The sequence below is a fragment of the Calditrichota bacterium genome (genome assembly GCA_016867835.1).
Classification (GTDB): Bacteria; Electryoneota; AABM5-125-24; order Hatepunaeales; family Hatepunaeaceae; genus VGIQ01.
Genome location: VGIQ01000111.1, coordinates 1 through 8,928 on the forward strand (window position 1 = coordinate 1; position 8,928 = coordinate 8,928).

The 8,928-nt window shown below is 57.9% G+C and carries 9 protein-coding genes; 8 read left to right on the forward strand and 1 reads right to left on the reverse strand.

Features of this window, described 5'->3' with window-relative positions:
- On the reverse strand, nucleotides 1-1,803 hold a 1,803-nt coding region (locus tag FJY67_09935; GenBank protein ID MBM3329772.1), incomplete at its 3' end, for a hypothetical protein.
- 466 nt (nucleotides 1,804-2,269) lie between these two features.
- On the opposite strand from FJY67_09935, the gene FJY67_09940 reads away from it, so the two are divergent.
- The 8 genes from FJY67_09940 to FJY67_09975 form a co-directional block, all read left to right on the forward strand.
- A complete protein-coding gene (locus tag FJY67_09940; protein ID MBM3329773.1) occupies nucleotides 2,270-3,205 on the forward strand; it encodes an ATP-binding cassette domain-containing protein in 936 nt (311 codons plus the stop codon).
- 41 nt (nucleotides 3,206-3,246) lie between these two features.
- Nucleotides 3,247-3,777 (forward strand): hypothetical protein, encoded by a 531-nt coding sequence (locus tag FJY67_09945; protein MBM3329774.1) that lies wholly within the window; start codon nucleotides 3,247-3,249, stop codon nucleotides 3,775-3,777.
- 79 nt (nucleotides 3,778-3,856) lie between these two features.
- On the forward strand, nucleotides 3,857-4,567 hold the full coding sequence (locus FJY67_09950) for an ABC transporter (GenBank protein ID MBM3329775.1): 711 nt from the start codon (nucleotides 3,857-3,859) through the stop codon (nucleotides 4,565-4,567).
- Nucleotides 4,568-4,570: 3 nt separating this feature from the next.
- A complete protein-coding gene (locus FJY67_09955; protein MBM3329776.1) occupies nucleotides 4,571-6,196 on the forward strand; it encodes a hypothetical protein in 1,626 nt (541 codons plus the stop codon).
- Nucleotides 6,196-7,242 carry a DUF4340 domain-containing protein gene (locus FJY67_09960; GenBank protein ID MBM3329777.1) on the forward strand — a complete coding sequence of 349 codons (1,047 nt, stop codon included), beginning with the start codon at nucleotides 6,196-6,198 and terminating at the stop codon, nucleotides 7,240-7,242. Before FJY67_09955 ends, FJY67_09960 begins: the two co-directional genes overlap by 1 nt.
- Before the next feature lie 179 nt (nucleotides 7,243-7,421).
- Nucleotides 7,422-8,024 (forward strand): recombination protein RecR, encoded by a 603-nt coding sequence (recR, locus tag FJY67_09965; protein MBM3329778.1) that lies wholly within the window; start codon nucleotides 7,422-7,424, stop codon nucleotides 8,022-8,024.
- Between the two features lie 18 nt (nucleotides 8,025-8,042).
- Nucleotides 8,043-8,447, forward strand: a complete 405-nt coding sequence (locus FJY67_09970) for a hypothetical protein (protein ID MBM3329779.1) — start codon at nucleotides 8,043-8,045, stop codon at nucleotides 8,445-8,447.
- Between the two features lie 155 nt (nucleotides 8,448-8,602).
- Nucleotides 8,603-8,928, forward strand: a 326-nt coding sequence (locus tag FJY67_09975; protein MBM3329780.1) for a hypothetical protein, incomplete at its 3' end; no start/stop codon positions are given.

Here is an 8,928-nt window from a genome sequence, read left to right on the forward strand (position 1 = left end):
CCAGTTGTGCCGACCGAGGCTTGTCCCGCCGGGACGGGGGGCGTAGGTATCGTCGCCAAGCCGGTCGATGAAGAGGCCAAAGGAGTTGGTGAGACTGCCGCCCCAGCCGTCGCAGTCGGCGTAACTGTCATTGCCGCTCGCATCGACGAAGATGCCGACCGAAAGGTCGTGCGGGGTGCCGCCGACGACGCCCATCCGGGAGCGGTACTGATCGTCCCCTCCCCGATCGTAAAAAGCGCCGAGCGAAAGGTGGATACCGGCTCCGATTCCATAATGCGCAAGCGAATAGCGGTCATTGCCGCCGCCATCGACCAGGATGCCGAGTGCATACCAGTAGGACGAGCCGAAACTCATCACTTCGGCGTCATAGAAGTCGTTGCCGGTTCCATCATCGTAAAGCACACCGATACCGCCTCCGGCGCGGGGACGCCAGCCCATACCAAAGCCCCCGGAAAAGGAGCGATTATCCTTCGGCAGGAGTGGTTCGTGCAGGAACTCTCCGCCGCAGCGATAGGTGTCGTCCCCGCCCTGGTCATAGAGCATGCCATAACCGAACGTCCCGGCAAAACCCTGTGCCCAACAGGTTGAGAGGTATCGGTCGTCGCCGTCTCCCGTGTCAAGAAGCAATCCGATACCGCAATGGGCTGCGCCTTGCAGAAAGTATCCTCCCCGCCGGTCATCGGCACCATCGTGATCGGCCAAGAGGCCGACCCCTAACAATCCGGCGCCCTGGGCATAGGACGCTGAACGATAGACATCGCTGCCCGACCGGTCGATAAGGATGCCGATTCCGAGGAAGCCGGCGCCATGAGTAACGTCGAGGCCGCGGGCGTCATAGTAGTCGTCGCCTTCAAGATCGATCAAGAGGGCGTAGGGCTGACCAAGTCCCCCACCTAAAGCGCCTGCGGTCCGACCTCGATAGACATCGTTCCCACCAATGTCGATTATAGCCGCAAACTCCCCGTTGTACATATTGTCCCCCCGCCCACCGATGACAAAGGCTCCGAATTCGGTTGCCTTGTAGTAGAGAACCTCGCCCTCTACCCCTGGAAAGCGGGCCGGCAGCGGTTCGAGCAGCGAGGATTGATCGGCTACTCCACGCGCGATCAATTGCGCCGTCGGAACGACGATCTTCGACGCCTCGATCATCGCCGGCATGTCGAGTTTGCGGATGATGTCAAGCAGCCGGTCGGTGTCAACTTTGCGTGTCGTATCGACCGTCAGCCCCGCAGTGCGGTGCCAGGCGCCCTTTAGTAACTTTGACACCGAGTCCGGCGCCTCGCTCCAGATTGCCGGAGCCGCCATCATCAGGTCGTGAAGTTCAAGGCTGTCAAGCGCGCCATAGAAGCGTTTACGCAGCGGCTCGGCAGCATTAATTGCAGTCAACCATACGCGAAGCGGATCCGCGAGGTCAAAGACGAGCGTCGGCAGGCGGACAGCCTTGGGCATTGGGCGGCCTTCGAGCGTAACCTTCAATTGACGGTCAATGAAGTCGAGCAGTTCGCGTGGTTTGCGGTGAAAGGAGTCGATCACTGCCGTCGTCGTATCGACATACGGGGGAAGGTCGAGAGGATGTTGCATCAAGCGCTCAACCACATCGAGCCGGAAGGTGTCGTCCTCGACCCACATCTTGTCGAAACCTAACTCTGCCGGATCGAGACGCAGAAGCCGTAGTGCGCTGTCCACCATAGCCCGGTCGAGCGAGTCGAGCATAGGGGGCGCTCCATGTGCGCCCCCTACGATCGCCAGTCCGAGGAATAGCGAAATAGTCAACCGAATGGTCGGTTTGATTTGAGAGATCACGTCGAACTCCTTATGTGGCGGTCGGACGAGAGTCCGACCATTCAGCAACTACCCGTCTCCCACCGGACATGGACGGCCGGAGGGCACAAAAGAAAGATCTACATCGCCTGCATATAGTGTCGTTTATCTCTGACATTCATTATACGACTTCGCCTCAGGTATAACGACAGACCTTGATGGTTGGAGTCATGGCAACGAAGCAATCTGTAGAATTGCACTGCTCGCCGGCCAATGGCGATAGGTAGAACAGTTGCACAAAGTCGCCCTTTTTCACTCTTCACTTCACTTTCTTCGGTCATCCGGGAACAATCTTGCATCACTGGAGTGGAAAGCGTAAATTAAGGCGCTTTCCCGGCACCTGTGGATGAAGGCCTGTTCTGCACCTTGCCTTCTCCAAAATTGCCTGTCCCTAAGATGGACGACTTGTGCGACTTACTGTTCCCTAAAGTAAAGCCTAAAGCCAGCTATGATCGACATTCGGAACCTGACTAAAGTCTATGGCCCCCAACGCGCGGTCGATGATATCTCCTTCAGCGTCAAGCGAGGTGAGATCATCGGCTTCCTCGGCCCCAACGGAGCCGGCAAATCGACCACGATGAAGATCGTCACCTGCTACATGCCGCCTACCGATGGGAGCGTAGCGGTCGATGGACTCGACGTTCAGCAGCACTCGATGGAAGTGCGCCGCAAGATCGGTTACCTGCCGGAACTGAATCCCCTCTACGGCGAGATGAACGTCCTCGACTTCCTACGTTATATATCTGCGCTGCGCGAGATTGCGCCCGATCGTCGGTCGTCACGCATCGGTGAAATGGTGGACCTTTGTGGACTCAGCGAGGTGATCCATAAGGACATCCACGAACTCTCCAAGGGGTACCGTCAGCGGGTAGGATTGGCACAGGCGATGATCCACGACCCGGAACTGCTCATCCTCGACGAGCCGACGATCGGCCTCGATCCCAATCAGGTGGTCGATATTCGCAACCTTATAAAGACCCTGGGCCGGGAAAAGACGGTCGTCCTATCGACCCATATTCTCTCTGAGGTGCAAGCCACCTGCGACCGGGCGGTGATCATCAACCGGGGCAGGATCGTCGCCGACAACTCGATTGCGGAACTGCAGCGCGATCTGATGGGCCGCAAGACGATCATCGTCGAATTGTTGGATGCGACCGGCGAAGCCGGGCCGCGATTCGAGGCAGTCAACGGCGTTGAGGAAGTGCGCGAGGTCTTCCCGGATGGCGCGGCCGGTCGGACGTTCCGGCTCACGGTCCGGGGCGATGTCGATCCGCGCGCCGATCTCTTCAACCTTAGCGTCTCGTCGGGCTGGAAGTTGATCGGGCTCGCGGTCGAATCGCGCAGCCTGGAGGATGTCTTCCACCAGTTGACCAAGGCGGCATAGAGGCCAATTCACCTTACGCTACTGAGAGCAAGGAGGGCACGATGTTCGAGTCACTCATCCACTCGTTGCTCCTCGCACTGCATAATGTCGCGCTGGTGGGTTGCGCGGCAGCCCCGTTCTACAACCTCAATCTGGTCCGTCGGCGGAGCCAGTTTGGCCCGACGCTCGACTACCGATTGGACAAGGTCGTCGAAGAGACGCTGCAGGGGACAGAGCCTTACTGCATCGCCTTCATGACGACTCTCTGGGTAACCGGTATCGCAATGCCGCTGAACCATGTCCTGTTTCACGGCGCGATGAGACCGATGCATGCAGTTGCGCTTGCCGCGCTGATAGTGAAGATCGCGGCAATTCTTGCAATGCTGGTCGTGATGCTGAGAGTGTTGCTGAAGTTCAATCCCCGTTTGCGGGTCATCTTCGCATCATTCTCCCCGGATACAAGACCGGAGAAGGCCGTTGAAGCCGAGTTTTTTGCGGTTCGGGCGAAACGGCGGCAGCACTGTGTAGTCTGCTTCTATCTTTCACTCGTCGTCCTGGTCAGCAGCGCATTTCTCGGCTTCGGCACGGTATGATCACGAGATTGCTCGCCAGAGACGAAGTGATATCCCAGAGTCTATTCGATACCAACAGCAATATGAGCCATCGCAATCTATGAACAACATCCGCACCATTTTCCTGCGGGAACTTAGGGCTTACTTCGACGCGCCGATTGCCTATGTGGTGATCATCGCATTCCTGCTCGTCACGGGGTGGTTCTTTACAACGAACTTCTTCGTGGTCGGGCAGGCCGACATGCGCGTCGTCTTCGGCATCGTTCCCTTCATCTTCCTCTTCTTCACCCCGGCGATAACGATGCGCCTGATCAGCGAGGAGCGCAAGACCGGCACTATGGAACTCCTCGTCACCATGCCGATCAGCGATGTCAGCATCATTGCCGGGAAGTATCTTGCAGCCTTGACGCTACTTACGGCGGCGGTCTTGCCGACGATCATCTACTCGGTCAGCGTCGCCTTCCTGGGCAATATGGACGGCGGCGCGACCGTCGCCGGTTACATAGGGCTGGTCTTGATGGGTGCGGCCTACCTTGCCATCGGCACCTATGGCTCAAGCCTCACCGAGAGTCAGGTGGTGGCGTTCATCGTCAGTTTCTTCCTCGTCTTCGGTTTCTTCCTGCTCGACAAGATCCTCTACATCTTGCCGAACTGGCTCGTGACGCCGGTCGAGTATCTCTCCATCGAGCACCATTTTCAGAACATCCAGCGGGGCGTGGTCGATTCCCGCGACATCGTATACTATCTGACGCTGATCGGCCTGTTTCTTTTCCTTTCAGCACGGTCGCTCGCAGCGCGGAGGTGGAAGTAACTAATGAAAACCAAGCGCACCGACATCTTCGCCGGGCCGACCGTCATCCTGATCATCGCCATACTGGTGATGGTCAACCTCGTTTCGAGCCGCCTATTTGGCCGTCTCGACCTGACCGAAAACAGGGCTTACACCCTTTCGCCGGTTACGAAGCAGATTCTGCGGGAATTGCCCGACAAGCTGACGATCAAAGCCTACTTCACGCGCGACCTGCCGGCTCCATACAACACGACGGCGCGCAACGTAGAAGATCAACTGGCAGAAATGAAGGCCTTTAGCCGGGGCAAACTCCGGTTCGAGGTCCTCGATCCCGCCGACGAGGAGAAACTTAAGGCCGAAGCCGAGAAGTTTCGCCTTGAACCGATTCAGGTCAACGAGATGCGCGCCGACAAGATGGAGTTCAAACTGGCTTATCTCGGTATGGCGTTGATCTATCAGGACAAGCAGGAGGTTATCCCGGCGATTCAGTCACTCGGCAACCTTGAATACGAGATCGTCAGCAAGATCCGTCGTATCACTGCCGCCAGGATTCCGACCGTCGGCTTCCTCGAAGGCCATGGCGAAAAGGCATTGCGCCAGGACATGACCGGTCTGGACCGGGAGATCCGCAAACTCTACAATCTGAAGCCGGTAAGCCTGTCGTCGCGTAGTGACATTCCCGAGGACATCGACCTCCTCTGCATCATCGGACCCTCGGAGGACATTCCAGAGAAGGATCGCTATGCCATAGATCAGTTCCTGATGCGGGGCGGCAAGTTGTTCATCGCGGCCAATCGTGTTGCGACCGACCTGTCGCAAATGAGCGCCGAACGGGGAGCACAGCGCTGGGACGCCTGGACCGAGCACTATGGCTTTAAGATCAACGAAGACCTGGTGATGGACCGGCTCGCGCCGACCCTGCCGTTTCAGACGATGACCCGTTGGGGCCGGCAGATCACCATGGTAAGTTACCCCCTCTTTCCGGAAGTGATTCAGTTCGACCGCGAAAACGCCGCCCTTAAGGCTCTACGGCAGGTTCGATTCTATTTCCCCAGTTCGATCGACACCTCCCCAGCAGTCGGCAAGAGCAATCTTTCTTTAACTACGCTCTTCAGGACCTCGGAGAAGTCTTCGATTCAGTCGATGCCGTTCGATATCAACCCGCTCACCCAGCGCGGTAAGGGCACTTGGGAACACTCCGGCATTCCGCTTGGGGTGTTGATTCAGGGCCGGTTTACAAGTTACTGGGCGGGGAAGGACGCACCGCTCGACAGCGAAGGCAACCCGGTTACGACCGTGCCGGTAACGGCTGAATCGCCTGAAACGCGGATCGTCGTGATCGGCGACGCCAACTTCATTCACGACCAGTATATTGTCCCGGGGCTCGACAACCTGACGATGGCGCTCAACTTGATCGACTGGCTGGCTCAGGACGAGCAACTGATTACCATCCGGTCGCGCGAAGTGACAAGCCGTCCGATCGGCGAAGTCACCGACGCCACGCGCAACACCGTAAAAACCGTCAACCTCGCGATCCCACCCCTGCTGGTGCTCTTCTACGGACTGGCCCGCTGGCGGATGCGCAAAGCGACGCGCAAGCAGTTGATGCAGGGCGCCCGGATCGGCACCGGACGGAAGGAGGCAGCCTGATGAACCGCAATTTGACGATCCTCGCCGGATCGCTCGTCGGCCTCATCGCCATTTACGCGATCCTCTCCATCGACCCGCACCGGATCGAGGAGAAGCCGAAGTTCCTCGCCAACGACACCAGTCAGGTCGATTACGTCAAGATCACTCACAAGGGAGAGACGGTCGTCATTAAACGCGTCGGCGGGCACTGGCGCCTTGCCGAGCCTTACGAGACTCCAGCCAATCCGAGTTATATGAAGACGCTGCTGGAAAAGGCGGCTTCGCTCGAACTGGAAACCGAGATCACCTCGAACCAGGATGCATGGGAAAAGTATGAACTGACCGACTCCCTCGCTTCCTATATCGAGATTGGCAAGTCAGGCGGCAGGATCGACAAGTTCTGGTGCGGCAAGCCTTCTGAGACCTACACCCATACCTACATGCGGCTGGAAGGCAAGCCGGAGGTGCTGCTGGTCAGCGGAACTCCCCGTTCATCGTTCCAGCGACGGCCCAAAGACTGGCGTGACAAGACCGTGCTGGCGCTCGACCGGACGCTGATCAATCGGGTTGTTCTGAAGCATCCCGACGCCACCTACGATATCGACCGCAAGATCTCTTCACCACGGGATGATTCAACGCTCGTGAAAGCCGATACGACCTGGCTCGTTACGCCCCCGAAAGGAGTCTCTTACGCCCCCGAGATCAACGTGATGAACCGGATTCTGAACACGGTGGCGAAGTTGAACTCCATCGACATCCTCGACGCCGGCAAGGACACCGTGCCATCATTTGCGGCGTCGGAATTCGCTGTCGAAGTCTATCTCGAAGGCAATGTGAGGCGCTCGGTCGAATTCGTGCGCAAGCCCGACGACGACACCCGGTTCGTAGGACGCCTCGACGGCGGCGATGACTACTACTATGTGATCTACCAAAGTTCGGTCAAGAACTTGATGAAGCGGGATGACGAACTGCAAGGCGGAGAGAAATACGTAAATCCGCAGGATCCGTCGCAGAAGGAACTACCCACGCAGCGATCGGCCCGGGTGCCACGGGCAACCGGGACCTAATCTGACCCAAGTGAAATGGGGACGCTTCGACAAGCGTCCCCATTTCGTTAAAGGCGCTCTTGAAAAGGCTCTTCCTGTGGCCTAAATTGACAAAGCATGCGCAGGCGCTCGTATGGCGCAGGCGATAAGTTTCATCATAATCAACATCATCGCTTACATCCTTGGATATCAAAAGTTCCATGTCCGGCCTTCCGCCGGCGGTTCATGAACTTATCGACAAACTGGCCGGCTTTCCCGGCATCGGCCGCAAGTCCGCGCTTAGAATGGCGCTATACTTGCTTAGGGCACCGCGTGAAACAGCGCAGGAACTTGCTGACGCAGTCCTTGCGGTAAAGGACCGGATCGCTTTCTGCCGCACCTGCTGGACACTGGCGGAGACGGATCCGTGCCCGATTTGTGCGGATCCGCGGCGGGATCGCGGTCTCATCTGCGTTGTCGAAGAGCCTGGCGATGTGATCGCGTTGGAACGCACCGGTGTCTGGAATGGCCTCTACCATGTGCTGGGGGGAGCGATTTCGCCGCTTGACGGCATTGGACCCGACCAGTTACGGATGGACTCGCTCGAATCGCGTGTTCGCGCCGGAGCCATCCGCGAAGTGATGGTGGCGACCAATCCTACAGCAGAGGGCGAAACGACTGCGCTATACATTGCCCGCCAGTTAAAGTCCTCGGGAGTCGCCGTTACCCGCATCGCCCGCGGGGTGCCGGTCGGATCCGACCTCGAACTCGTCGACGACACAACCCTCGCCCAAGCCTTAAAGGGCCGGGGCGCGATAGGGTGATTTTGAGAGTCCGTAACGATGGTGCGTTATATCAGCCTGCTTATTGCCCTCGCACTTGCCTCCTGCACTTCCCCAACCCTGCCCGATCGTTCAACACCCGACGCCGACAGCATCCGTATCGGACCGAACGGCCCGCTGCCTCTCGGTGGCTGGAAGGTCATCGAACGCAACGGCATTTTCGACAGCGAAGAATACCGCAACACCGTCGGTTGGCCTTACATCTGCATCGAAGACAACCTCTTTCTCGACGCTTTCGCCATCCAGGTCTATCTGAATACCGCTCCGAACGATCCCGCCAAGTCCAACTGGTCGCTTTTCAAGAAGTTCAGAATAAGCGAACGGTTCCTCTATATAGACGATCACCTCAAGTCCTACTGGGGCTGGGCTTATGTCATCTTCATTTACCGGGAACGGGGAGAATGATGTTTGGCGAGCGTCTGAGACTTGCCCGCCAAGATTGAGGTGTATCTGGTCAATTTCTGGCACATTATTGGCTACCAACAATACGATTGATATTGTTGGCGGACTTGAACGACGCGTCCGCCGAACTTCCTTCGTCTTCAATACCGCTCACACCAATGTCCCGCCTGCTCGTAACGATCGACGGCAATGAAGCCGCCGCCTGGGTGGCGCATCACACCAGTGAGGTGATCGCCATTTACCCGATCACGCCGTCGTCCAATATGGGCGAATGGTGCGATCAATGGTCTGCCGAGGGCCGTCGCAATATCTGGGGCATCATTCCAGATGTTATCGAGATGCAGTCCGAGGCGGGCGCCTCGGCTGCCCTGCACGGCGCACTTCAAACCGGAGCCTTGACCACCACCTTCACCGCCGCACAAGGTCTGCTGCTGATGATCCCGACGATGTTCAAAGTCGCCGGTGAACTGACCCCGACCGTCTG

What these genes read in the sequence shown, in the direction of transcription:
- FJY67_09940 (MBM3329773.1), top strand. Translation starts at nt 2,270, where the DNA reads ATGATCGACATTCGGAACCTGACTAAAGTCTATGGCCCCCAACGCGCG.
- FJY67_09945 (MBM3329774.1), top strand. Translation starts at nt 3,247, where the DNA reads ATGTTCGAGTCACTCATCCACTCGTTGCTCCTCGCACTGCATAATGTC.
- FJY67_09950 (MBM3329775.1), top strand. Translation starts at nt 3,857, where the DNA reads ATGAACAACATCCGCACCATTTTCCTGCGGGAACTTAGGGCTTACTTC.
- FJY67_09955 (MBM3329776.1), top strand. Translation starts at nt 4,571, where the DNA reads ATGAAAACCAAGCGCACCGACATCTTCGCCGGGCCGACCGTCATCCTG.
- FJY67_09960 (MBM3329777.1), top strand. Translation starts at nt 6,196, where the DNA reads ATGAACCGCAATTTGACGATCCTCGCCGGATCGCTCGTCGGCCTCATC.
- recR (MBM3329778.1), top strand. Translation starts at nt 7,422, where the DNA reads ATGTCCGGCCTTCCGCCGGCGGTTCATGAACTTATCGACAAACTGGCC.
- FJY67_09970 (MBM3329779.1), top strand. Translation starts at nt 8,043, where the DNA reads ATGGTGCGTTATATCAGCCTGCTTATTGCCCTCGCACTTGCCTCCTGC.